Origin of the sequence: Burkholderia sp. 4M9327F10 (genome assembly GCF_005503145.1) — a bacterium.
Taxonomy (GTDB): Bacteria; Pseudomonadota; Gammaproteobacteria; order Burkholderiales; family Burkholderiaceae; genus Paraburkholderia.
The window spans coordinates 1-21,427 of record NZ_SCNV01000073.1 but is presented as its reverse complement, the minus strand read 5'-3'; the positions used below and the strand labels follow the sequence as shown (position 1 = coordinate 21,427).

Genomic DNA, 21,427 nt, shown 5'->3' with positions numbered 1-21,427 from the left:
GACTTGAAAATGCAGGAATTCGATTTCTACACTAATCTGAACAAGCCAATACGTGGGCTCTACTACCGTTATCCCCTGGAGCGACTGAGCCATCATGGAAATCTTCGATGCATTCCACCTTGCCAGGTTGCAGTTCGCGTTCACGGTATCGTTTCACATTATCTTTCCCGCTATCAGCATCGGCATGGCCAGCTTTCTCGCCGTGCTCGAAGGGCGCTGGCTGCTGACCGGCGACGTCGCCTATAAAGACATGTTTCAGTTCTGGTCGAAGATCTTTGCGGTCGGCTTCGGAATGGGGGTGGTGTCGGGTGTGGTGATGGCCTACGAATTCGGCACCAACTGGAGCGGATTTTCCAGCTTCGCCGGCAATATCACGGGGCCGTTGCTGACCTACGAAGTGCTGACGGCATTCTTTCTCGAAGCCGGCTTTCTCGGCGTCATGCTGTTCGGCTGGCAGCGCGTCAGTCCCCGCGGGCATTTCTTCGCCACGCTGATGGTTGCAGTCGGCACGCTGATTTCCACATTCTGGATTCTCGCGTCGAACAGTTTCATGCAGACGCCGCAGGGATACGCTATCCAGAACGGCCATATCGTACCGGTCGACTGGGTGAAAGTGATCTTCAACCCGTCGTTCCCGTATCGCCTCGCGCATATGACCATCGCGGCGTTTATCGTGGCGGGCTTTATCGTCGCCGCTTGCGGTGCGTGGCATCTGCTGCAGGGCCGGCGCGACAAACCGGTTACACGCAGTTTTTCCATGGCATTGTGGATCCTGCTCGTGCTGACGCCGATCCAGATTTTCGTGGGTGATGCACACGGCCTCAACACACGCCAATATCAGCCGGCCAAGATCGCCGCGATCGAAGGGCTGTGGGAAACCGAGAAAGGCGGTACGGCGCTCAATCTGGTCGGCCTGCCCGACATGAATGCGGAAGTGACGCGCTACACGATCCAGATACCGCATCTGGGCAGCCTCATCCTGACCCACAGCTGGGATGGTGAGATCCGCGGCCTGAAAGAGTTTCCGCCTGAGGACCGCCCGTATTCGCCTATTGTGTTCTGGACCTTCCGCATCATGGCGGGGCTCGGCATGTTGATGCTGCTGACGGCGCTGCTTGGGCTGATACTGAGGCTGCGCGGCCGTCTCTATGAGACCCGGTGGTATCAGCGTTTCGTGCTGTGCATGGGGCCTTCTGGAATCGTGGCGCTGCTGGCGGGGTGGATTACGACGGAGGTCGGCCGCCAGCCATGGACGGTCTACGGCGTCTTCCGTACCGTGGATTCCGTTTCGCCGATCGGCTCGCAGCAAGCCGGTGTGTCGCTGCTGATCTTTGTGCTGGTGTACTTCCTGGTGTTCGGCATGGGGGTCTACTACATGATGAAAATGATGAAGCGCGGACCGGAGGAGCATATCGAGGGTAGCAAGTCGCGCCGCCATCCGGTGCTGCGTAATCGCCCGCTCGACGCACTGGAAGGGGAGTGATCGCCATGCAAATCGATCTGCCGGTAGTGTGGGCCGCGATCATCGGACTCGGCGTTTTCATTTATGTGATGCTGGACGGCTTCGATCTCGGCATTGGTCTGCTGTTTCCATTCTTCGAGCAGAAAGGCGACCGGCAAGTGATGCTCAATACCATCGCGCCGGTCTGGGACGGCAACGAGACCTTCCTCGTGCTCGGGGGCGCGGGGCTTTACGGGGCGTTTCCGGTGGTCTATTCAACCCTGCTGCCGGCCAACTATCTGCCGCTGATCCTGATGCTCGTGGGTCTGATCTTCCGTGGCGCGGCCTTCGAGCTGCGCGCGAGGGCCACACGCACCCAGCACGCCTGGGATCTCGCCTTCATGGGCGGCTCTGCACTCGCGGGGTTTTGCCAGGGCATCGTGCTGGGGTCGATGCTGCAAGGTATCAAGATCGTCGACGGCCGTTTCGCCGGCGGCCCATTCGACTGGCTTTCGCCATTTAGTCTGTTCTGCGGCATCGGCGTGGTCACGACGTATGCGACGCTCGGCTGCGGCTGGCTCATCCTGAAGACGGATGGCCAATTGCAGAGCAAGATGCGCGAGGTGATGCGCCCGCTCGTGGGCGTCCTGCTCGCGGTGATGGCCATTGTGAGTCTGTGGACCGTGGCCGGCTTGCCGGCGGTGGCGTTTCGCTGGTTCGGCAGCGGCAATCTCGGCTGGTTTCTGCCGGTGCCGATTCTTGTCGTGGCCTGTGTATGGGGCGTGTTCCGTTCGCTTCGGTTGAAGCATGAAGCGACGCCTTTCCTTCTTACGTTGGCGCTGTGCTTTCTCGGCTACAGTGGCTTGCTCATCAGCATCTGGCCGAACATCGTTCCGCCGTCACTGACGATCTGGGAGGCCTCGTCGAGTCACGCGAGCCAGTTGTTCACTTTGGTGGGCACCGTGATCGTGCTGCCGATCATCCTCGTCTACAACTTCATGCAGTATCGCGTGTTCCGCGGCAAGGTACGGGAAGGGGACGCCGGTTATCACTGAGGGTGACGGCGCAGGCAGGCGGCTATTTCCGCATCATCGCGGATACGAGCAGATGGAATGGAAGGGTCAGCAGTGCGGTAGCGCCGACCCCGACACACCAGAGCACGACCATCCACTTCAGGTCGTTCAGAAAACCATGGCGTCGATCGGATGGCTGGCGCTTCATCGTCAGATCCCCACTGGATTTTTCATGGTTCGCGCGAGGCTTCGAAGTCTGGAGCGTGAACAAACTCGCCGTGCACAACATGCGCTGACGTTGCCAAAGTATTATGGCAGCTTTGCGAAAGACACCCCCTGAAATACCTGGAAAGATTGTGTAAGGACTTGTCGCCCAAGGGGTCTTATTCCCAGGTTCTAATGTCGCCGGCGTGAGGGATGATCCGCGTGCAAGTTCGCCTCACGGGCCCGTATCTGCCCATTGCCGTCTCTCTTAAGGTTAACGGACGCAGTGACGGATTCTTTACCCATATTGCCGATTATTTGACTTGCCCGAAGCTCGCGGCCCGCATAGGGTCCGTGGGACTTCCGACTGACAACGAAGAGGAATCGTTGAATACCTTGTTCGTAAGAACCATTTTGCTGTCGATGGTGGTGCTGCTCTCGGTACGCCTCGCGGTCGTGCTGCTGGTATCCGAGCCCGCGGCAAGCAACGACGGCGCGGCTCAGCAGAGTGCTGTCTTCACCGGACAGCCGGGTTTTGGCGATGGCCTGGAGACAGTCTCCGAGCCGCTCGCCGCGGCGCCGATGGCGCCGGTCTCGCTGGCGCCTGCCGCGATGAAACTCGACCTCGTAGCGCGGCCGAGGATTGTCGATTTTCGTCCGGCTGTGTATGAGGCCCCAGGTTCTGCAGGCCTGATCGGGGTCGCCGATACCTGGGCGCCGCGCATGCCGGATGGAGCGCTCGACAATCCGGCATGGTCCGATGAGGCGCTCGAATCCTGGCCGGTCGATTCGCGCCTGGCTTTTGCAGAATGGGGCTTGTCGCTGGTGATTCTCGCGCTCGCGTGCCTCTTGCTGTGGCGCGTGCAGCGCCCGTTGCGCAATGTCGCGCACGCGGCCCGCGAAACCGCCGCAGCCGCTCAAACGTCATGTGGCCGCCGCGCCGCCGCGGCCGTGCGCGAAGAGGGGCCGAGCGAGTTGCGCTGCGTGGTGCGCGCGTTCAATGAAATGTCGCGGCGCCGCAACGAAGCGCTCGAAGAGCAGGCCACGGCGCTTGCCGCACTCGCTCAGCACATGGAACACCAGGCGGCGCGGCTGCGCAGCCGCGCGCTCGAAGTCAACGAATGGCACAAGCGGGTCGCGTTCGTCGAAGACATCGATTCGTTTTCGGACATCGCACAGCAATTGCTCCAGGTCGCCGGCCGCGGCAACGGTGCGGAGCAGGTCGTTTCCGTCGATGGCTTCCTGCGCGACCGTTTCTCGATGATCGGCACCATGGACGGCGCCTTGTTCGCCTGCGACCTGAAGGCCGGGCCGCAGTTCGTGATGCCGCGCCCGCTGCTCGAACGCCTGATGTCCAACCTGGTCGACAACGCGCTCGAGCACGGCGAGCCGCCCATCGAGATCAGAACCTCACGCGATGCGCACGGCTGGCTCCTGAGCGTGCGCGATCATGGCGCCGGTATCCGCGCGAGCGAAATGGCGAGCGCCACCACGCCTTTCGTGCGCCTGAGCGCCAACCAGGGAAGCCACCAGCACTGGGGGCTCGGCCTCTCGGTGGTGGCGCGGCTGGCGCGCAGTTGCGGCGCGAATCTCAAGCTCGGCAATCATCCCGATGGCGGTCTCTGGGTACGTCTGGTTTTGCCGGCGCGTTGAAATTCGTCTGAATTTTTGAGTCGGTATGTCGATTTGCGGCGGCGCGGTTCGTCGTCAGGTAAAGCATGCTTTGAGGGCAGCGTTGCCCGGCAGCTTTCCTTCACGAACCAAGGTGACCGCCATGACATTGAAGCTGTACGCTCATCCGCTTTCGTCGTACTCCCAGAAGGTTCTCACCGCGCTCTACGAAAACCGTACGCGATTCGAATACCGCCAGATCGACTACGGCAGCCCGCAGGTGATGGCCGAACTCACCGAACTGTGGCCGTTCAGGAAGTTTCCGGTGCTGGTCGACGTCGAGGCCGGACGTACGGTGGTGGAGGCGAGCGTCATCGTCGAGTATCTGGGCTTGTACCATCCGGGGCCGGTCCCGCTGCTGCCGGCCGATCCGCGCGCCGCGCTCGAGGTGCGCAGCATGGACCGTTTCTTCGACAACTATGTTTCGACGCCGCAGCAAAAAGTGGTGGGCGATAGCCTGCGTGCCGAACACGAGCGCGATCCGCGCGGCGTAGCCGAGGCCCGCGCCATGCTGGACACCGCTTACGCTTGGCTCGACAGGACAATGGCCGGGCGTGAATGGGCGGCGGGCGAGCGCTTCAGCCTCGCCGACTGCGCGGCCGCGCCGTTTCTGTTCTACGCGGACTGGACGCATCGCATCGACCCGTCGTTCGCGAATGTGCTGGCCTACCGGCAGCGGCTGCTGGCGCGGCCGTCGTTCGCGCGCGCCGTCGACGAAGCGCGTCCGTACCGCTCGCTGTTCCCGCTCGGCGCACCCGATCGGGATTGAGCGGCGCGGGGCGATTCGAGGCGATTCGGCTCGATTGTTTGCAATCTGACAACTGTGATTTCAGTCTATCGGTATAGACTTCCGATAGGGTTCCCCTAAACTAGGCTCCACTGTTGCGCTGCTTATGCAGGCTGGTAGCGCACCCCCTGGCAACGGAATACAGCGGTAGAAAAGTGAGGTGATCTCATGGTGCAGATACTCGAGGGTGTAGCCGTACTCGGCGCATTTACCCTTTATATGATCCCGTCGATCGAAGCCGATGCGCGCAATCGCGACGACGCTTTCGCAATCACGATGGTGAATGTGCTGCTCGGCTGGACGGTGATCGGCTGGATCGCCGCGTTCATGTGGGCACGCCGCCCGGCAACCGAGAAGCGCTTGACGCATCTGGTGCGCCGGACTCACCGTGCGGTGGCGCGGGTCACGATCGATAAACTGGTCGCGCACGCCGAGCTTCGTGCCGCGCTGCAGCGGCGCATGACCGGCAAGCTGCGCGTGCGCACGCGCGCCGCGCTGGTCCGTCAGTCCTGAGGCGGTGTCGCGCCGCGTGCGGCTTCGTCGCCAGTGAACGGCTTCGCGGCGCCTTCGAGAAAGCGCCGTGTCGCTTCGAACGACTGCAGCATCTGATCCGGCCACGGCGTTTGCAGCATGACGGCCTGATGGTTTTCGAAGGCGCTGGTGAGTAGCTTCGACAGTTCGGGCGATTGCAGATGGCGCAACAATACGCTCACGGCAATGGCGGTGGCCTGGCTGGCGCCGGCCGTCTGCAGTTCGGACGTGGTGAGGGCGGCGAGTTGTTTGTTGATATCCATGATTGCAAAGAGAAAGTGGGTGCGCTTGAGCTGAATTCGCGCGGGCGGGGAGCATCGGGTGCCCGCCGCCCAGCGAGCGGCGTCCGGCATCCGGCGATATAAAAACTAACGGCCACCTTGGGTGGCCGTTTTTGCCTGCGTGACGGTAGGCGTTCGAAGTGGATGATACCGTGCGCCCTGGAGCCGGACAACCCGTGCCCCTTCGCCTCTATCTGCCGTTTTGAAGCGCCGTCTGCGCCGGATACACGGGCTAATCGCGAGATTTCAGATGATTCGGGTTTTAGCGGCAATAGCCGCCGATTATGCCGCACGTGACAGGCGCAATTGGGCCGCTTGGAAACCAGTCTATTTATGCTGAAGCGATTTCAGTCCAGCTTTGAACGGCATTATTCACTGTAAGCCGCACGCATAAAGCGCATATGTGCAAACGTAAAATCGCTCCAGGAATTCTATAAATCGGCCGAGTCGGGCCGTATTGACGGTACCCCCTCTTGCCGCGGCCGTAGGCGCAAGGCGCAGCAGCAAGCCATCTGCTTCAGCCGTTGCCGTCACGGCGTGCCGCCAATCCTCGGTTCAATAAGTGCGTCACTATTCTTCAATCGTTCGAGCCTGGTTAAACATCCGGTGCTCACGATTCGCTTGAGTTTCGAATCACGACGCGTTAAATTCGGCTCGCACGCCGCGGGCGCTGCCAAACAAATCCTGACGAAACACATACAGTTAGTTGTACACCGTTGAGCGGGTTCGGGAACCCGCCGCAGGTCATTTAAGGATAGCGATGTTGCATCAGGTGCAAAGCGACGAAGAAACAACGCGCAGCTATCCGGTTTCTGCCACGCGGATCGCCTCGATCAGTCTGACACTGGCTGTGCTGCTCGGCGTGCTGCCCTTGCTGCGCGGCGGCTGGTTCGATATCCGTTGGTGCGCCGCCTTGTCGAGCGCCTGGCTCGATGTGTTCACGGTCGCGCTCGCGGCGCGGCTAGCCAATACGGGCGGCCGGCGCGCTCCCGCCACTGCTTCTCAACCGTTGGGCTGGCAGGTCTGGCGCCTCGTCTGGTGGCGCGCAGCCGGCTCGGCCGTAATCGCAACTTTGCGCGCGATCCGCTGGCAGCCGTGGGCCGTGCTGCTGTGCGCCGCGCTTGCAGTGGCGGTGGCTTCGCTCGCGTGGCGGCCTCCCGTCCAGTTTGCGCTCGCTGCCGTGTTGCGGCCGCCAGGCGCCGCGCTGATTGCGGGCCTCGCCGCGTTCGCGCTGGCATTCGGCACGCTCGTCGCCGAACTGTTTTTCTCGATGCATGCCGGGCGTGGCCGCGCCTGGGCGTCGCTCGGCAATGTGCTGCGCGCGGCGCTGCTGAGCGCGCTGGTCGCGGCGGTCTGCGCGGTGCTGCTCGCCTACGCGGGCTTTGCGGCGCAGTGGCCGGTGCGGGCAATCGCGGCGTTTAGCGCGGCGATTGCCGGCGAATTCGCGTTGCGCGCCGTGTTCTCCTGGTTCGCGCCGCCGCAGATGCGCAGCGGCGACGCCAGCGTACCCGACAGTCTGGTGGCGAGCCTGCTGCGCTTGCGGCCGTCGCCGCTTGCGCGCTTTAGCGCGCAACTGCGCAGCCGCTACGGTATCGACTTGCGGCAGAACTGGGTGTTGCAGAGCGTTGTGCGCCTGCTGCCCGCGGCGCTTGGCACGATTGCGGTGTGCGCGTGGCTGCTGACCGGCGTCGTGATCCTGGGCCCGGAGCAGCGCGCCGTCTACGAGCGCTTTGGCGCGCCGGTCGCGGTCTGGCAGCCGGGTCTCCATGTGGCGCTGCCCTGGCCGTTCGGCAAGGCGCGCGCCGTCGACAACGGCGCGGTCCATCAACTGGTCGTCTCCGGCTCGCCTGAAGAAAGCACGGGTGCCTCGCCGCTGGTGCCCGCCGATGCCCAGACGCCCGAGCAGTTGAACCGTCTGTGGGATGTCGTGCATGAAGGGGAGACGAGCCAGGTGATTGCGGGCGCGAGCGGCGACCGGCAGAACTTCCAGATCGTCAGCGCCGATGTGCGGCTCGATTACCGCATCGGTCTCTCGGATGCCGCGGCGCGCGCATCGCTGTACCGCGCGGACGACGTGCCCGCCACCGTGCGCGCAATTGCGAATCGCGAGGTAGTGCGGTATCTGGCCTCGCACACACTCGACTCGCTGCTAGAAACGCGTCAGACCGTGATGGCCGACGCCTTGCGCCGCGCGGTGCAGGCGCAACTGAACCGCATTACGAGCGGCATCGAGGTGGTGGCGGTGGTGATCGAAAGCGTGCATCCGCCGGCTGGCGCCTCGGCCGCGTGGCATAGCGTGCAGGCCGCGCAGATCCGCGCCGAGGCGAGTGTGGCGCAGGCGCGCGGGCAGGCCGCCCAGTCGCTCGGCGACGCCCAGCAGCAGGCGCAAACCGCGGTCGCGCAGGCGGATGCGCAAGCGGCCGATATCACCTCGGCCGCCCAGGTCCAGCAAACCAGTTTCAGTGCCGACATGATCGCCGCCCAGGCGGGCGGTCCGGCGTTCGTGCTCGAGTACTACCTGCATAACCTGCAGAAAGGCTTGCAGAACGCTCATGTCACGGTGATCGACGACCGTCTGGTCGAGGGTAATCGCGCCACCATCGACCTGCGCTCGTATGGCGCCGGCGATGTGGCCGGCGCACGGCGGGTTTATTGATGACGGTGCGTGGCACATGCCGCACGGCATCGGACAGACTGCTTCGGGGGATATTGTGAGTTTCAATCATTCGCACGCTCATGGTCACGCACATGCGCATCGCCATCATCACGGCGGGGGTGGCGCACATGGCGACGGTGGCGCTGCAACCGGCGGCCCCGGGTTCTACTGGCGCGTCGCGCTTGCGGCGCTGTGTGTGGTGATTGCGTTTGCGGTTGCGAGCTTCATTCAGGTGCGGGCGGGGCAGGCCACGGTGGTGACGCGCTTCGGCGAGCCGGTGCGGGTGCTGCTCCAGCCCGGGCTCGCGTGGCGCTTGCCGGCCCCGATCGAAGCGGCCGTGCCGGTCGACCTGCGCCTGCATACGACCTCCAGCGGGCTGCAGGACGTCGGCACCCGCGATGGCCTGCGTATCATCGTGCAGGCCTATGTGGCGTGGCGCGTGCCGGCCAATGCAAACGACGTTGGGCGTTTCGTGCGCGCCGTGCGCAATGAGCCTGACGAAGCGGCGCGGCAGATCCGCTCGCTGCTCGGCTCCGCCTTGCAGACCACCTCCGCGGACTTCGATCTCGCCTCGCTGGTGAACACGAACCCGAGCCAGGTGCGCATCGGCGCGTTCGAAGACGAACTGCGCCGCCAGGTGGATGCTCAGCTCTACCAGGCGTATGGTGTGCACGTCGAGCAGGTCGGACTGGAACAACTCACACTGCCGGCGGTGACGCTGGCGGCCACCGTCGAGCGCATGCGCGCGGAGCGTGAGACGGTGGCGGCGCAACGCACCGCCGACGGCAAGCGCGAGGCTGCGCAGATCCGCTCGGATGCGGATCGCGATGCGCGCATCACGGTGGCCGACGCGAACGTCAAGGCCGCGCAGATCGAGGCGCAATCGCGCCAGGACGCCGCGGCGATCTATGGCAAGAGTTACGCGGGCAACCCGCACCTCTATACGATGCTGCGTTCGCTCGATACGCTGAACACCGTGGTCAACTCCAACACCAACCTGATCCTGCGCACCGACGCCGCACCGTTCAACGTGCTGGTGCAAGGGCCCGCAGGACTCGGCCTGACTCAAGCCCAGACGTCGGGCGCGGGCGAGCCGGCTGCTACGAAGAAGGGCAAGCACACCCCATGAGTACGGCCATGGAGACGCCCACCCCATCACCCTCGCTCGGACCCGGTGCGCAGGCCGTACGGCTCGCGTTCTGGTTTGTGGTGGTGATTGCGCTGCTGGCCGCCGGGGTTTGGGCGACCTCGAATATCCGCCGCATTCCGGCGGATAGCCGCGCCGTGGTGATGCGCTTCGGCGCCTTCGTGCGTACCCAGGATGCGGGGCTGCTGATCGCGTGGCCGCAGCCGTTTGAAACCGTGCTGCTGATCCCCGGCAGTGCGCGTCTGCTCGAACAGCGCATCAGCTCGCTCGACCGCGACCCGCGTGCGCGGGCCTCGGACCCGGCCGCCGCCACCGCCACCGAATCGAGCCAGACCTTGCCGTTGCCGCTGGGCGACATCAGCTCGTGGGGTTTCCAGCCCGACGCCTCTGCGCCGGGCAGCACCGCGCCTTTGTTGCCGGATGCGCTGGCCGGCTCCGGTTATGTGCTGACCGGCGACAAAGGTGTCGTGCAACTGAGCGCGACGCTTTATTACCGTGTGGTCGATCCGTATGCGTACGTGCTGCAGAAAGAGCGCCTTGAAGCGGCGCTGCAGCGCGTGGTCGCAGCGGCGGTGGTGGAAGTGACCGCGGCGCGCGATCTCGATTCGATTCTGGTGGCGCGCCCCGAACTGCTCTCGGCCGACCAGCAGATGGCCGTCAAGCGCGAGCAATTGCGCGGCGACATGGCGCAAGCGGTGCAACGTCATCTGAACGCGCTTGCCGCGGCGCATGCGGGCCTGGGCATCGAAGTCGCGCGTATGGACGTGCAGGCCCAGTTTCCGGCGGCGGCGGTGGATGCATTCAACTCGGTGCTGACTTCGCTGCAAACCGCCGACCGCAATATTGCCGATGCGCGTACCGAAGCCGAGAATATCCGCCAGGGCGCGCAGCAATCCGCCGACCAGATCCTGCAAAGCGCGCAGGCGAGCGCCACCGAGCGCGTCGCGACCGCTCAGGCTGAAACCACCACGATCCTGCAACTCGAAACGCCGCTCGATGCCAATAGCGATCCGGGCCTGCTGGCGCGGGCCTATCGCGACCGCATCCAGCAGATCCTGGCAAAGGCAGGACGGGTGACGACGATCGATCCACACGACGCATCGAGCCTCGTGCTGCCGGGGAAAATCCAATGAGCGCGCATTTCGAACCGGTCGAGCATGCTCCGCGGGACGGTGCGGCAGCCTCGGCTAGCGCACCTCATGCGGCGGCCGGACACGGGTTCGGGCATGAGCATGTACATGAGCATGGCGGCCCGCATGGCCACGGGTCCGGACCAGGCGCCGGGCATTCCCACGACGGCGACGGTCCGACGATCGCGTTGTCGGCGCAGGAGCGGCGCGTCGTCACGCGGCAGATTGCGCTTGCCTTGCTGGCGGGCGGCTTGCTGGTGCTGTCGCTGGCGTGGCGCTATTTTGCGCCGGGCGGCGCGCAACTTGCCGAAGTGCTGGCGGGACTCGCGTCGCTGCTGGTGGCGGGACCGGTGTTTGCCGGAGCATGGCACAGCCTGAAGTCGCCGAGCCTGCACGGCGTAACGGACCGGCTGATTGCACTCGCCATGCTGGCGGCGTGGGCGATCGGCGACATGACGACGGCGGCTTTGCTGCCGATCGTGATGACCTTCGGTCATGCGCTCGAAGAGCGCAGCGTGCTCGGTTCGCAAGAGGCGATCCGCGCGCTGGGCCGGCTTACCTCGGGACACGTGCGGCGCGTCAAGGCGGATGGCACGATCGAAGACGTGCCCTATGAATCCGTGCGCGCCGGCGACACGGTTGAAGTGGCGGCCGGTTCGCGCATCCCCGCCGATGGCCTCGTGCGGCGCGGCCGCTCCAGTGTCGATAACGGACCGATCACCGGCGAATCGTTGCCGCTCGATGTCGACGAGGGCAGCACGGTGTTCGGCGGTGCGATGAATCTCGACGGTCCGCTGCGCATCGAAGTCACCCATGCAGGCGAGCAATCGACACTCGGCAAGATCATCGAACTGCTGCAACGCGCGGAGCAGGTCAAGCCGCCGATCACGCAAGTGCTCGAACGCTACATGGGCGCGTATCTCGCACTTGTGCTGCTGATCGCGGCGATTGTCTGGTTCGCTTCGGCCAATGCGTCGGCGATGCTGGCGGTGATTGTCGCCGCCTGTCCGTGCGCGCTGGTGCTCGCCGCGCCGTCCACGGCGATTGCGGGGATTGCAGTGGGTGCAAGACATGGGGTGTTGTTCAGGAATGCTGCCTTTCTCGACCGTATTGCCGAAATCGACTCGCTGGTGATCGACAAGACGGGCACACTCACGCACGGCGAACTGCGTGTCGCCGAGGTATACGTGCAGGCGGGCGTTGCCCGGACCGAAGCCGTTGCGCTGGCGGCGAAGCTAGGGGCGGGCAGTGCGCATCCGGTGAGCCGCGCGCTTGCGCGCTACGCCGCGGCGTCGACCGAGCATGAAGTCGCACCGTTCGAGCGCACCCGCGAATTGCGCGGTCTCGGCGTGGTCGCAGAAACGCCTGAAGGCACCGCCGTGCTCGGCCGCGCCGAGCTGCTGCGGGAGCATGTAGAAGCGCTGCAAGCCGCACCCGCCGAGATCGACGGACCGTGTGTCGGCCTTGCGCTTGACGGCCGGTTACTCGCGTGGTTCGGTTTTGCAGATGCATTGCGCGCCGAGGCTGCCGGCGCGCTTGCCGAGCTACGGGAACTGGGCCTCGTGCATCAAACGCTGCTCACTGGCGACCGCGATGCGGTAGCGGACAAAGTGGCGGCGCAGGTCGGTATTGATACCGTCGTGTCGCAGGCGCTGCCGCACGACAAGCTCGACTATGTGATGCACGAAATGGAAGCGGGGCGTCATCCGTTGGTGGTGGGCGACGGCCTGAACGACGTGCTCGCGATCAAGGCCGGTGCGACCAGCATTGCGATGGGCGAACGGGGCATCGATATTGCCGTGGCCTCCGCCGACATCGTGCTGCTCGGCGACGATCTGCGGCGTATTCCGACCTGTATCCGGCTGGGGCGGCGCTGCCGCCGCACCGCGACCATCAACGCGGCAATCGGGCTGCTCTGGACGGTCGAGATTATCGCGCTCGCCGCAGCCGGTTTGCTCGGGGCCGTGTGGGTGGCGATCCTGCACAACGTCGGCACGTTCATTGTGATTGCGAACGCGGGCCGCCTGCTGCGCATCGACGAGGATTCGGCCTCGCAGCCGGAGCGGGACGAGCATGCCCGCGAGGCGCACCACCCCAACCACGAGTGACCACGGCCAGGCACGCTCCCGCGCAGCGCGGAGCCGTGCGGCAGTTTCAAGGCCCGGCGGTGTGGCTAGATCTCGGCGGTTGCCTTGCCGTGCACAATGGCCGCATCCAGTTCGTCGAGCTGCAGCAGCAGGTCGTCGATCGAGCAGAGTTGGGTCTTGGTGACGTGATGCGCGTCGAGCAACTGGTACAGACGCTTGCGCCAGTACTCGGGTGGCAAGATGGGACCGCCCAGATCCCCGCAGATGGACGGCTTCATCACGCGCGTAATGTGCGCGATGTCCTGATCGATCAATGTAAGCATGTCCCGCCCCCGTGATGGTTTGTATTTGGAATAAACGCCATCATTGTTTTGTCTAATTAATACTCACACTTTAGATCATATTTATCGGATAGCAAGCTGCCTACGTTGACAGGGTGTGGCGCTGCGCATGAGCACGCAGGCCCTTTGCAGACGGGGCGCGGGCGGGCGCGGAACAGGCCCTCGGCATCAAGGAAAACCATGATGGAAACCGGCGGCGAAAGGCCTAGACTGTAACTAAACGTAACCAAGTGTTGCTAATCATAAGTACGGGGATGATCTAAACGGGGCCGCGCCAGAGTGGGCGCACTGACGAGAACGCGGTGGGGTGAAGCCGCGCATATGGGAATGGCCGCAGAGCGATCTGCGGCCATTTTTTTGGGGATCGATTCCGGCTGGGTCTTACGCGGCCTTAGTGGCAGTGCTCTTCCCAGTGATGATTGACCCATACCTTCTGGCACACCGGGCGGTGATAGCCTGCGTAGGCGGTGGTGATGCCCCCGACGGTGACAGCCGCGAGCGTGAGCGCAAACAGAAGTTTTTTCATGGGTTTTTTCTGGTCGGGCCGACCTTGGTGGTGGACGGGCGCGCTATCTTAACGCCAGTAAAATGACAGCAATATCACAGTGCTGCAAAAGCTACAGCGCTTGCGCCGCGTAACCACCGGCTGCGCTGGTTGCGTTGTACGCAAGACACTAGTGGCCATGCCCGCCGCTGCCGCTGCTTCCACCGCCTTGCCATTGACCGCCGCCATGGCCGCCCCCGTGCCAACCGCCGCCGCCATGCCAGCCGCTGCCGCCGTGCCAGTAGCGGCCACCATGCCAGTATCCGCCGCCGTACGGGTAGTAGCAGCAACCTCCGCCGCCCCAGATACTGATTGAGCCGTAGGCGGGCACATAGCCATAGTCGTACCCATACGGATAGCCGGCATACGGATACGCGGGGTCGGCGTAGTAGGCCTGCCCGTAGTACGGGTATCCATAACCTGGCGCGACGGCGCAGCCGGCCAAAGCTGCCACGATTCCGAGCGCCGCAATGACGCGCAACATGACTTTCTCCCTCGATATTCCTGAGAAAGAAGCCGCGACGCCAAGTTCCAGAACAATTGTGTCCAGCGTTTACAAACACGCCGGAGAGCGTCGCAACATGCGGGCTTCAGGAAGCAGGACCTTCGCGAAGCAGGAATTTCCCGCGGAATGAGCCGGCTTTGGTCACGCTTCGAGTGCGAGCGTGGCAAACGTGGCGAGCCAGTGTTCGCCCATATAGTCCCCGGCAACATGCGCAAGGGCGCTGTCGAGATGGCGCTCGGCGGCGTCGATCAACAGCGCGTGGCGTGCATCGCCGGCCGGCAGCGCGCGGGCGATTGAACGCTGGCACCAGGCGCGGCTGAGATTGAGGCCGTCGAGGTGAGCGATCTTGCCGTCGCTCCGGTCGGTTACGGTGACTGGCTCGAACAGCGTGGCCGGCTGGCTTGCAGCGAGCTCCGGCAGGAATGCGCCAAACCATGTGACGAACTGCTCGGCCGGCAGCACGCGCCGCATCAACTCGGCTTCGATCAGCGACGGCGAGAGGAATTCGTCTCCCGCCGGTTCCCACGCCTGACAGGCGACGTCATTCAGATACCAGCGGTGCGCCGTTTCGACCACCAGCGCCACCAGCGAGTCGCGCGAAGTTTGCTGCGCGAAATCCAGTGTCAGCGCGAGCGCGAAAGCCATGTTGAAATGCGTGCCTACCCGCAGCGGGTAAGTCGCCTTAGGCAAAAACTCTTCAAAACGCTCGACGAAGGCCTCGGTTAGCGGTGCAAAGGTTATGCTCCAGCGGGCCGCCTGCGGCAGTTGCAGTTTGTCGATCTGTGCGGAGAGCGCCAGTAGCCAGCCCCAGCCATACGGCCGCTCGAAGCCGCGATTGTGCGGCAGATCGAGATATGCGCGTTCGCCCGCGACGTTGGCCTCGGTGAAGTGCTCATCGACCACGGCGACGATGCGTGCGGCTTCGGGCAGCTCGGGGAATCGCTCGAGCAGATGCAGGATCAGCCAGTAACCATGCACGCACGAATGCCAGTCGTAGCTGCCGTAGAAGATCGGGTGCAGCGCCCGCGGCCCCTGGACGTCCTGCGGACCGGCCAGCGAATGAGTCAGCTTGTTCGGATACTCGCGCGTGAGGTGATCGAGCGCGAGGTTGGCGAATTTCGATGCGATAGCGGAAGTGAGTTGAGCGGTCATCGGCGTCTCGTCAAAAGCGGGTCAAAAGCGGAATACGAAGAGATACATCAGTATCGTGTTGACGGCGAGCAGCAGCAACGCGGTAGGCCATTGCGCCTTGATGACGCCATTCTGATCCTTCAGTTCGAGCAGGGCGGCCGGCACGATGTTGAAATTGGCCGCCATCGGCGTCATCAGCGTACCGCAGAAACCGCACAGCATGCCGATCGCACCAAGGATGGCTGGATTGCCATGGAACTGATGAACGATGAGCGGCAGGCCGATGCCAGCCGTCATCACAGGAAACGCGGCGAAAGCGTTGCCCATGATCATGGTGAAGAGGGCCATGCCGAACGTGTAGGCCGCCACCACCGCGAAGGCCGAATCGACCGGAATCCACGCTTTCACGAGGTCTGAGACCACGTGCCCGACACCCGCCACGGCGAACAATGCGCCGAGCGCGGCAAGCATCTGCGGCAGGATGGCGGCCCAGCCGACCGCGTCCATCGTATGGCGGGCGTCCTTGAGCGCGTGGAGCGGCGCATCGCGCAACATCAGGAGCGCTACGCCGAAGGCGACCAGTGTGCCCAGCACCAGCGAAATGAGCGTGACGCTCTTCGCATCGACGAACGGCACGTACTTGAGGGTAAAGGTGCCCACCAGCGTGACGAACGGAATCAGCAGTGCGGGAATGAACAGCTTGCTGCCAAACTGTTGTGCGCGCGCTTCGCGGCGGCTGGCGGCCGCGGCGCTCGCGCTCTCGGGCTGGCCTTTGCCGAGCTTGCCCGAACCCGCGATCAAGGCGAGCGAGATCGCAAGACAGCCGGTGACGAAGTGCGGCAACTCGCCGCCGAACATAAACGTCAGGGCGTAGATGCCCCAGAACAGGAAATTGACGACGCGGCGCGGATTCGTGCGGTCCTGCAGGTTGAACAGCGCGAAGGCGGCGAACATCAGCCCGGCGAGGACGTAGAGGGTTTCGAGTTTGATGATCATCGCGCGAGGCTCCGGCGCTGGGCGTTCATGCGATACGACAGGTTGCGGTCGAGCAGCATGAGGCGGGCGCAGTGGATCAGCAGTGCGGCGACCGCGGTCGGAATGGCCCACACGGAAATATGCAGCGGCTCGACCACCACGCCGTTCTGCTCGAGAAAGCCCTTGATGAGCAGAATCGATTGAATGGCGATGAAGATGTCTTCGCCGAAGAACACGGCGATGTTGTCGACGGCGGAGGCGTTCGCGCGAATCTGCTGGCGCACTTCATCGGGCAGCTCGCCGTAACGGTTGGTGGCGGCCGCTTCCGCCATGGGCGCGATCAGCGGACGCACCATCTGGGCGTGACCGCCGAGAGAGGTCAGGCCGAGCGCGGCGGTAATCTGGCGAATCACGAAGTACAGCAACAGCACGCGGCCGGTGGTGGCCGCCTGCAACCGCGAAATCAGGTGCCGCGCCTGTTCCTTCAGGCCATTGCGTTCGAGCAGGGCGATCACAGGCAGGGTCAGCCAGATGAGGCCCATGTAGCGGTTCTCGGCGAAGGCCTTGCCGAACCCGCTGATGATCTCGACCGTATGGAGGCCGCCTGCCAGACCGGTGGCGATACCCGCCACCGTCACCACCAGCAAGGCATTGAAGCGCAGCGCGAAGCCGATCACCACGATCGGTATTCCTATCAGAACCAGCATGTTTCCTCCCGTCTCCCTGTGCGGTGGCGATGCGCGCAGCGCGGTTCGCGCCTCGGTTGGCCACGCGTGCTATCCAGATAGCATGAGTCGCGGCGAGGAAATCTAACACGATAAATTATCGATAAATAGTCGATAAAATGGAGTTTTAGGGTAAACGTGGAGCGTTGTCCGCAAGACGGCGGGGGGCGTGGCGACTCTGCGGCCCCCGGACCGTCGCTGGCTAGACCTCTCGCGCTCAATGGGAATCGCGTCGATCTGCGCCACAACAGGCACAATACGTGGCCATGGCGCCCTACACCCGCTGCGTCCGGCACTTGCACCGAAGAGGTCGCGCGTGCCCGGATCTGCTCCTTCGATGCTCTTCATGAACCACACTGTCCCCGATCGCACCGTCACCCCCGCGCACGCCCCGAACTCGCCGCACTTCCTGCTGTTCCTGATCTGCATGTTCGCTTCTGCCGGACAGCTCGCGATTGACATTTACGTCTCCGCGCTGCCCGCGATGGCCCGTTTCTTTGCGACATCGCCCCAGGCGATCCAGTCGAGCGTGTCCGGCTACATGGTGGCTTACGCATTCGGCCAGCTGGTCTTCGGGCCTGTCGCCGACGCCTATGGGCGCAAGCGCGTCATGGCCTTCGGTCTGGTCATCTTCACCGTCGGCTGCCTGCTGTCGCTCGCCGCGCCGAATCTGGAGACGTTCCTGCTTGCCCGCTGCCTGCAGGGCTTCGGCATCGCCACCACCAATCTGCTCGCGAAGGCGATCATCACCGATTCGTTCTCGGGACAGGCGCTGATACACGCGTTCACCTACATGTCGATTGCGTGGGGGCTTGCGCCGATTGTGGCGCCCGTGATCGGCGCCCACCTGCAGACGTGGTTCGGCTGGCAGGCCTGCCTTGTCTTCCTGCTCGTGTATTCGCTGCTGATGTGGGTCGTGGTGTGGCGCTATCGCGAGACGTTGCGGCAACCGGTGCAACTCGCGCCGCGCACGCTGGTGACGAACGCGCGCAAGGTGCTCTCGAGCCCCGTGTTCCAGAGCTGCTTCCTCGCACAGGGGCTGTGCTACAGCATCCTGCTCGTGTTCAACATCGTCGGACCGTTCATGGTGCAGAACACCTTGCACAAGCCGCCGACCTTTTTCGGCTACCTCGCACTCGGCATCGGCATGATGTACTTCCTGGGCGGCCTGTCGAACCGTCTGCATGGCCCGCGCTTGCCGAGCGCGGAACAGCGTTTGCAGATCGGTGCGCGCGTTATGGCGGCAGCGTCGCTGGCGATGCTGGTGCTTGCGTTGACGGTCGGCCTGCGGGTCTGGACGCTCGCTACGCCCGTGCTCGTGATGGGGTTCTGCGCCGGCGCCATGTATCCCACCTTGATGGCCAAGGGCAATTCGCTGTTCCCGCATATCGCGGGCCTTACGAGCGCGATCCTCGGGTGTGCGCTGCTGCTTGTGTCTTCGGCGATGATGGGGCTTGCTGGCTTTGTCTCGGTGCAGGAGTTGACGCCGCTCGCGGTGTTTTTCGTGATCCTCGCGCTGACCGTAGTCGCGATGGTGACGAAGCTGCTGCGGCATCTGGCGCAACTGCAGCCCAAGGCCGTTGTGCCCCCCAGCGGCGAGGCGGCGTAAGCGCGCCAACTGGGCGCGCACTGCGATTGGCGCAGGCCGTCCCGATAGCAGTGGTGACGTAAAGATTGGCTTGCGTGTGCGGGCCGATCACTGCACCGGCTGGTTGCTGGTAAAGAAGTCCACCAGACTCTGCGGCGCGTTGGGGCCGAGACACACTTCGAGTATCCCTTCTGCCGCGGCCGCCTCAGCCGCGCTGCGGGGGAAGAGCTCCTTTTCATACGCTGAGAGCGCGGCCTCCACGTCGTCGGGGTGAGCGACAATGGCTTGCGCAAGTTCAGCGCCGTCGAACATGGCGAGGTTAGCCCCTTCGCCGGACGGGATCATCAGATGCGCTGCGTCGCCGAGCAGCGTCACCCCGGGCACGCGTTCCCAGCGGTGCTCGACCGGAAGTGCATGAATAGGGCGCGGCAAAGGGTCCGTCTCACCGTCGGTGATGAGCGCCGTCAGTTCCGGCGCCCAGCCGTCGAACTCCCCGGCAACCTTGCTGAGCGCAGTTTGCGGGTCGGAGAAGTCGATGCCGTCGATCCATTCCTTTGGTTTGTTCAATTCCACGTACGTGTGCAGCGCGCCATTGGGTTCGCGGTGCGCGAGGATGCCTTTTCCAGGTGCGAGCGCAAACATCCCGCCGCCGCCAACCGCTTGCGCGCTCGCCTTGTGACGGGTGTCGGCGTCGAACAGGTAGGTCTCGATGAATGACACGCCCACATACGCCGGCTGCGCCGAGGAAAGAAGGGGCCGAACTCTCGACCAGGCGCCGTCCGCACCCACGAGGAGGCCGGTGGTCACCGTTGAGCCGTCAGCAAAGGTCAACATGTGTTGTCCGCTACCGAGCGAAGACGCCGCTGTGAGTTTATGCCCCCAGCGGACCGTGCCGGCAGGCAGCGAGTCGAGCAGAATCCGGCGCAGTTCTCCCCGAGGCACTTCAGGCCGGCCGCCTGTGCCGTCGTCGTGATCTTCAAACAGCACCTTGCCGTGCCTGTCGAGAACGCGCGATGCCTGTCCGCCGGGGTGGATGATCTCGAGGAACTGATCGAAGAGCCCCGCTGCCTTGAGTGCGAGCTGGCCGTTGTTTTCGTGGATATCGAGCATGCCACCCTGCGCTCGCGCGTCCGCCGAGGCTTCGGCTTCGTAAACGGTCGCGGCTATGCCGTGGACATGCAGGACCCGGGCAAGCGTCAGCCCGCCGAGCCCCGCACCGATGATTGCAACTGAAGTATTCATCCTGCTCCCTGCTAGTCGAAGACTGCGGCTAAATCTGCTGCTGCCAGCTTCAGCTCGCTTATGGAACGTCATTCCATGATAATATTGGAACAACATTCCATAAGTGTCAAGAAGAGGTATGGGAAAGAAAGCACGCAGCCCTCAGCGGCGGGAGGACTCGCTCTCGCGGGATCGGATCATTGAAGCGTCGATCGCGCTTCTCGACAGCAGCGGCGAGAGCGGTTTGACGTTCCGCGCGCTGTCGGAGCGGCTCGCCACCGGTCCCGGCGCTATCTACTGGCACATCGACGACAAGAGCGATCTGTTGAACGCTGCCTGCGACGCCATCATCGCCCGCACCATGAGCGCATCATCGGTCAGCGCGACGCCAGAGGCAGCTATTCGCGCGCTCGCACTGGGCATGTTCGATGCGATCGACGCTCATCCGTGGGTGGGTTCGGCGCTCACCCGTGCCCCGGGTCAGTTGCCGATGGTGCGTATTTTCGAAGGCATAGGCCAGCAGGTTCGCGCGCTTGGCGTACCGGACGATACGCAGTGGGCAGTGGTGTCCGCGTTGTTGAGTTACATCGTTGGGGTGAGCGGGCAGAACGCGGCGAATGCGCATCTCGCCCGGGAGCTGGGAGCGGATAGAGACAACCTGCTGGGCGAGGTGGCGGCCATGTGGTCCGAGCTCGATCCGCAGGAGTTCCCTTTCACCCGCAGTGTGGCCGGGCAGTTGCGCGCTCATGATGACCGCGCTGATTTTCTTGCGGGGATTGATCTTATTTTGCGCGGGATCGAGTCGGGGCGGGGGCGTTGATCTGAAATGTGATCCGCCCGTTGCCGGGGCGAAATCCTACGCCGGGCATCTTCGGGCCGGCGTTAATGGTTCACGCGTATCTGAACCGCCTCGACCCATACCTTGGCCGAGGGCGGCGAGTCACGTTTCGTCATTCTTTGCTGGACTGTGCTGCGGCCTGCTCGATCAGCTTCGCAACCTCGGCCGGGTGCGACATGTAGGCCACGTGGCTCGAATTGATCTCAACCGTCTTGCTGCCGGCGCGCTGGGTCATGAAGCGTTCCAGATCGGGATTGATCGCGCGGTCCGCGGTTGCCACGACTGCCCAGCTCGGCTTCGTTCTCCACGCTGCGTGCGTGATCGGAACACCGAACGATTGCGCGGCGGGCATCACCTGCGAGACCGCCATGAAGCCGGCAACTGCTGCGGGCAGGTCGGCAGCGAAGTCCTGATGGAAATTGGCCGGATCGATGTACAGGTGGCCGTCGGTGGTCGCCTTGATGGCCGTGGTTGCCGGCGGCATCTTCTTGGTCAGCGCGAGCGGGGTTTCGCCCGTGTCCGGCTGGAACGCAGCCACGTAGACCAGACCCGCGACCTTGTCGTCGTTGCCGGCCTCGGTCACGACCGCGCCCCCGTAGCTGTGGCCGACG

At 63.9% G+C, this 21,427-nt stretch carries 21 protein-coding genes; 12 read left to right on the top strand and 9 right to left on the bottom strand.

Features of this window, described 5'->3' with window-relative positions:
* Positions 1 to 94 precede the first annotated feature (94 nt).
* The 6 genes from FFS45_RS36495 to FFS45_RS36475 all read left to right on the top strand — a co-directional run bounded on the left by FFS45_RS36495 (position 95) and on the right by FFS45_RS36475 (position 5,629).
* Complete coding sequence (locus FFS45_RS36495; RefSeq protein ID WP_137959494.1) at positions 95 to 1,483, top strand: cytochrome ubiquinol oxidase subunit I; 1,389 nt, start codon at positions 95 to 97, stop codon at positions 1,481 to 1,483.
* A gap of 5 nt (positions 1,484 to 1,488) precedes the next feature.
* The gene (cydB, locus tag FFS45_RS36490) at positions 1,489 to 2,496 is read left to right on the top strand and encodes a cytochrome d ubiquinol oxidase subunit II (protein ID WP_137959493.1); all 1,008 of its coding nucleotides are present in this window, start codon (positions 1,489 to 1,491) and stop codon (positions 2,494 to 2,496) included.
* Positions 2,497 to 2,548: 52 nt separating this feature from the next.
* Positions 2,549 to 2,794, top strand: coding sequence for a hypothetical protein (locus FFS45_RS41980; protein ID WP_171029856.1), 246 nt, complete (start codon positions 2,549 to 2,551; stop codon positions 2,792 to 2,794).
* A 218-nt stretch (positions 2,795 to 3,012) separates the two neighbouring features.
* Positions 3,013 to 4,311: a HAMP domain-containing sensor histidine kinase gene (locus FFS45_RS36485; protein ID WP_171029855.1), complete on the top strand. Its 1,299-nt coding sequence runs from the start codon at positions 3,013 to 3,015 to the stop codon at positions 4,309 to 4,311.
* Positions 4,312 to 4,432: 121 nt separating this feature from the next.
* Complete coding sequence (locus FFS45_RS36480) at positions 4,433 to 5,098, top strand: glutathione S-transferase family protein (protein ID WP_137959491.1); 666 nt, start codon at positions 4,433 to 4,435, stop codon at positions 5,096 to 5,098.
* Between the two features lie 186 nt (positions 5,099 to 5,284).
* Positions 5,285 to 5,629, top strand: coding sequence for a superinfection immunity protein (locus FFS45_RS36475; RefSeq protein ID WP_137959490.1), 345 nt, complete (start codon positions 5,285 to 5,287; stop codon positions 5,627 to 5,629).
* On the opposite strand, the gene FFS45_RS36470 is transcribed toward FFS45_RS36475, so the two are convergent.
* On the bottom strand, positions 5,620 to 5,910 hold the full coding sequence (locus FFS45_RS36470) for a hypothetical protein (protein ID WP_137959489.1): 291 nt from the start codon (positions 5,908 to 5,910) through the stop codon (positions 5,620 to 5,622). The two genes, FFS45_RS36475 and FFS45_RS36470, sit on opposite strands and share 10 nt — an antisense overlap.
* Positions 5,911 to 6,688: 778 nt before the next feature.
* Here FFS45_RS36470 and FFS45_RS36465 point away from each other — a divergent pair.
* Genes FFS45_RS36465 through FFS45_RS36450 form a run of 4 tightly spaced genes read left to right on the top strand, consistent with a single transcriptional unit; the run spans position 6,689 to position 12,969 of the window.
* Positions 6,689 to 8,584, top strand: coding sequence for an SPFH domain-containing protein (locus FFS45_RS36465; protein ID WP_249363077.1), 1,896 nt, complete (start codon positions 6,689 to 6,691; stop codon positions 8,582 to 8,584).
* Between the two features lie 16 nt (positions 8,585 to 8,600).
* On the top strand, positions 8,601 to 9,713 hold the full coding sequence (locus FFS45_RS36460; RefSeq protein WP_171029854.1) for a protease modulator HflC: 1,113 nt from the start codon (positions 8,601 to 8,603) through the stop codon (positions 9,711 to 9,713).
* A gap of 8 nt (positions 9,714 to 9,721) precedes the next feature.
* On the top strand, positions 9,722 to 10,864 hold the full coding sequence (locus tag FFS45_RS36455) for an SPFH domain-containing protein (RefSeq protein ID WP_137959488.1): 1,143 nt from the start codon (positions 9,722 to 9,724) through the stop codon (positions 10,862 to 10,864).
* Positions 10,861 to 12,969: a cation-translocating P-type ATPase gene (locus FFS45_RS36450; RefSeq protein WP_137959487.1), complete on the top strand. Its 2,109-nt coding sequence runs from the start codon at positions 10,861 to 10,863 to the stop codon at positions 12,967 to 12,969. Before FFS45_RS36455 ends, FFS45_RS36450 begins: the two co-directional genes overlap by 4 nt.
* A 65-nt stretch (positions 12,970 to 13,034) precedes the next feature.
* On the opposite strand, the gene FFS45_RS36445 is transcribed toward FFS45_RS36450, so the two are convergent.
* From FFS45_RS36445 to FFS45_RS36425, 6 genes are all read right to left on the bottom strand, one after another.
* Positions 13,035 to 13,271: a hypothetical protein gene (locus FFS45_RS36445; protein WP_137959486.1), complete on the bottom strand. Its 237-nt coding sequence runs from the start codon at positions 13,269 to 13,271 to the stop codon at positions 13,035 to 13,037.
* Between the two features lie 409 nt (positions 13,272 to 13,680).
* Positions 13,681 to 13,815, bottom strand: coding sequence for a hypothetical protein (locus FFS45_RS42845; RefSeq protein ID WP_283204788.1), 135 nt, complete (start codon positions 13,813 to 13,815; stop codon positions 13,681 to 13,683).
* 148 nt (positions 13,816 to 13,963) lie between these two features.
* The gene (locus tag FFS45_RS36440; RefSeq protein ID WP_137959485.1) at positions 13,964 to 14,317 is read right to left on the bottom strand and encodes a hypothetical protein; all 354 of its coding nucleotides are present in this window, start codon (positions 14,315 to 14,317) and stop codon (positions 13,964 to 13,966) included.
* Between the two features lie 162 nt (positions 14,318 to 14,479).
* A complete protein-coding gene (locus tag FFS45_RS36435; protein WP_137959484.1) occupies positions 14,480 to 15,490 on the bottom strand; it encodes a DUF2891 domain-containing protein in 1,011 nt (336 codons plus the stop codon).
* Positions 15,491 to 15,511: 21 nt separating this feature from the next.
* Positions 15,512 to 16,462: a DUF979 domain-containing protein gene (locus tag FFS45_RS36430; protein ID WP_137959504.1), complete on the bottom strand. Its 951-nt coding sequence runs from the start codon at positions 16,460 to 16,462 to the stop codon at positions 15,512 to 15,514.
* Positions 16,462 to 17,151, bottom strand: coding sequence for a DUF969 domain-containing protein (locus FFS45_RS36425; protein WP_137959483.1), 690 nt, complete (start codon positions 17,149 to 17,151; stop codon positions 16,462 to 16,464). Before FFS45_RS36425 ends, FFS45_RS36430 begins: the two co-directional genes overlap by 1 nt.
* 364 nt (positions 17,152 to 17,515) lie before the next feature.
* Here FFS45_RS36425 and FFS45_RS36420 point away from each other — a divergent pair, with 364 nt between their 5' ends.
* On the top strand, positions 17,516 to 18,778 hold the full coding sequence (locus tag FFS45_RS36420) for a multidrug effflux MFS transporter (RefSeq protein ID WP_137959482.1): 1,263 nt from the start codon (positions 17,516 to 17,518) through the stop codon (positions 18,776 to 18,778).
* Between the two features lie 87 nt (positions 18,779 to 18,865).
* Here the strand turns inward: FFS45_RS36420 and FFS45_RS36415 are convergent, their stop codons facing one another.
* Positions 18,866 to 19,999, bottom strand: coding sequence for an NAD(P)/FAD-dependent oxidoreductase (locus FFS45_RS36415; RefSeq protein ID WP_137959481.1), 1,134 nt, complete (start codon positions 19,997 to 19,999; stop codon positions 18,866 to 18,868).
* 118 nt (positions 20,000 to 20,117) lie between these two features.
* Between FFS45_RS36415 and FFS45_RS36410 the strand changes: the two genes are divergently transcribed.
* A complete protein-coding gene (locus tag FFS45_RS36410; RefSeq protein ID WP_137959480.1) occupies positions 20,118 to 20,798 on the top strand; it encodes a TetR/AcrR family transcriptional regulator in 681 nt (226 codons plus the stop codon).
* 130 nt (positions 20,799 to 20,928) lie between these two features.
* Here the strand turns inward: FFS45_RS36410 and FFS45_RS36405 are convergent.
* A partial coding sequence (locus tag FFS45_RS36405; protein ID WP_137959479.1) for an alpha/beta hydrolase occupies positions 20,929 to 21,427 on the bottom strand: 499 nt, incomplete at its 5' end.